Annotated in this window: 2 protein-coding genes; both read left to right on the top strand. The window is 61.6% G+C overall.

What is annotated here, in order from left to right; genetic code table 11:
* Positions 1-71: 71 nt before the first annotated feature.
* A complete protein-coding gene (gene rpoZ / locus ACS3WB_RS16365) occupies positions 72-464 on the top strand; it encodes a DNA-directed RNA polymerase subunit omega (RefSeq protein ID WP_438276532.1) in 393 nt (130 codons plus the stop codon).
* Between the two features lie 419 nt (positions 465-883).
* On the top strand, positions 884-2,694 hold a 1,811-nt coding region (locus tag ACS3WB_RS16360; protein WP_438276531.1), incomplete at its 3' end, for a RelA/SpoT family protein.

Here is a 2,694-nt window from a genome sequence, read left to right as displayed (position 1 = left end):
GAAATCTGCAAACCCACTATACCTAGCAGTTATATCTCATAGTTTCGGTCCCCTTAACGGAGCGACAGACGATGGCGCGCGTCACCGTGGAAGATTGCATTGACAAGGTCGACAACCGGTTCGACCTGGTGCTGTTGGCCGCGCATCGCGCGCGGATGATTTCGTCGGGTTCGCAACTTACGATTGACCGCGACAACGACAAGAATCCGGTGGTTTCGCTTCGCGAAATCGCGGAGCGGACCATCTCGCCCGAAGACATGCGCGAGGAGCTCGTTCATTCCTTGCAGAAGTTTGTCGAGGTCGACGAGCCGGAGCCGGATACTGTGCCTTTGATCGGCTCGGCCGGAGCGAGCGTCGATGCCGACGACACCGAGGTCGCGGTCGAGCGCATGACCGAGGAGGAGTTGCTGAAGGGTCTGGAAGGCCTCGCTCCTCCCGAAGAGCAGCCCGAGGAAGACGAGTGAGCGCTCGTCGCCCTCGCCAAATTGCAAGCCCGGACCTTTGGTCCGGGCTTTTTGCGTTTTAGGGTGTTTTCGAGCAAGGGATGCCGATATGCGTCAAGAAGAAGAGATACCGGTTCGCGTCAAGAGAACGTGTCAAAACATAGAACGTCGCTTCTGAATACATCAGAAGGCTCATGATCCGATTCCGGCTTTTGCGCCGGGTCTCAGCAGCTCCTAGGGGGCAGAACGCGTGCTGCGGATACGGAGCGGGACCGGCTGGGACCGTCTTTTGCTCCGCTAACCAAAATCTCGCGCGGCAAAAGTTCGAATTCGACTTTCAGCCGGGACAATCTAGGATAGATATTGGAGGGCAAGCGGACGGTTCCAGTGTGATGAAGGCGTTGAGTTCGATGGCGAGTTGGCCTCGCAGGAAGGGGCAGATGCAGACTGCGACCGATTCGGTCGGAGTGGCGCCGACGCCGGTCGCCGCGACGAGGCCGCCGCGCCCGCGCATGATGCGCCAGTATGATCTGGTCGAGCGCGTTCGCTCCTACAATCCGGACACCGATGAGGATTTGCTGAATCGGGCCTATGTCTATGCCATGAAGGCCCACGGCGAGCAGACGCGGGCATCCGGTGATCCGTATTTCTCCCATCCGCTCGAGGTCGCCGCCATCCTGACCGGCCTCAAGCTCGACGATGCCACGATCGTCGCGGCGCTGCTGCACGACACCATCGAGGATACCGAGGCTACCCGGGCCGAGATCGACAACATGTTCGGTCACGAGATCGGCGCGCTGGTCGAGGGCCTGACCAAGCTGAAACGGTTGGAACTGGTCTCGCGCGAGGCCAAGCAGGCCGAAAACCTGCGCAAGCTGCTGCTGGCGATCGCCGAAGACGTCCGCGTGCTGCTGATCAAGCTCGCCGACCGGCTGCATAACATGCGCACCCTGGAATTCGTGCCGCCCGCGTCACGTCAGCGCATCGCCGAGGAGACCCTCGACATCTACGCGCCACTGGCTGGCCGCATGGGCATGCAGGAAATGCGCGAGGAGCTTGAGGATCTGGCGTTCCGCACCCTCGACCCCGAGGCCCATGCCGTGGTTGCCCAGCGTCTCGATGCGCTGGCCGAGCGGAACCGCAACCTGATCGGGGAAATCGAGAGCCAGCTTACGACCAGCCTTGCGAACAAGGGCATCACCGCGCGGGTGAGCGGCCGTCGCAAGCAGCCGTTTTCGATCTGGACCAAGATGGAAAGAAAGTCGGTCGGCTTCGAGCAGCTCTCGGACATTTTCGGATTCCGCGTCGTGATGCCCGATGTCGAAGCCTGCTATCGCGCGCTCGGCGTGGTGCATACGACGTGGCCGGTCGTGCCCGGGCGCTTCAAGGACTATATTTCGACGCCGAAGCAGAACGACTATCGCTCGATTCACACCACTGTGATCGGACCGGGCAACCAGCGCGTCGAATTGCAACTGCGCACCGCGCAGATGGACCGTATCGCCGAATTCGGCATCGCCGCACATGCCTTTTACAAGGACAGGGCGGGTTCGCCGACCGAGTTGCTCAACCGCGAGTCCAATGCATTTGCGTGGCTGCGTCACACCATCGAGATGCTGTCGGAGAGTATCAATCCGGAAGAGTTTCTCGAGCACACCAAGCTGGAGCTGTTTCACGATCAGGTGTTCTGCTTCACTCCGAAGGGGAAGCTGATCGCGCTGCCGCGGCACGCCAATGTCATCGACTTTGCCTACGCCGTGCACACCGATGTCGGCAACAGCACTGTCGGTTGCAAGATCAACGGCAAGTTCGCGCCGCTGACGTCGCATTTGCAGAACGGCGACGAGGTCGAAGTCCTGACGTCCGCCGCCCAGGCCGCGCCGCCTTCCGCCTGGGAATCGCTTGCCATCACAGGCAAGGCGCGGGCCGCGATACGGCGCGCCACCCGTGCGGCCGTGCGCGGTCAGTATGTCAGCCTCGGCAGGCGGATCGTGGAGCGCCTGTTCATTCGCGCCAAGATCGAATACGCCGACGACAAGCTCACCGGCGCGTTGTCGCGACTGGCGCGCACGACGATCGACGATGTGATGGCTTCGGTCGGTCGTGGCGAAATGCGCGCCTCCGATGTCGCGCGCGCGATGTATCCAGACTACAAGGAAGAGCGGTCGGGCCGTTTCGGCGTCAAGAAGAGCCTGGCGGAGAAGCTGAAATTGAAGTCGCCGCCGGATCCTGCCCGCAGCCCGCTGGCTAT

The organism is Nitrobacter sp. (genome assembly GCF_051535215.1).
Lineage (GTDB): Bacteria > Pseudomonadota > Alphaproteobacteria > Rhizobiales > Xanthobacteraceae > Nitrobacter.
This window is presented reverse-complemented; position numbering and strand designations above follow the sequence as displayed.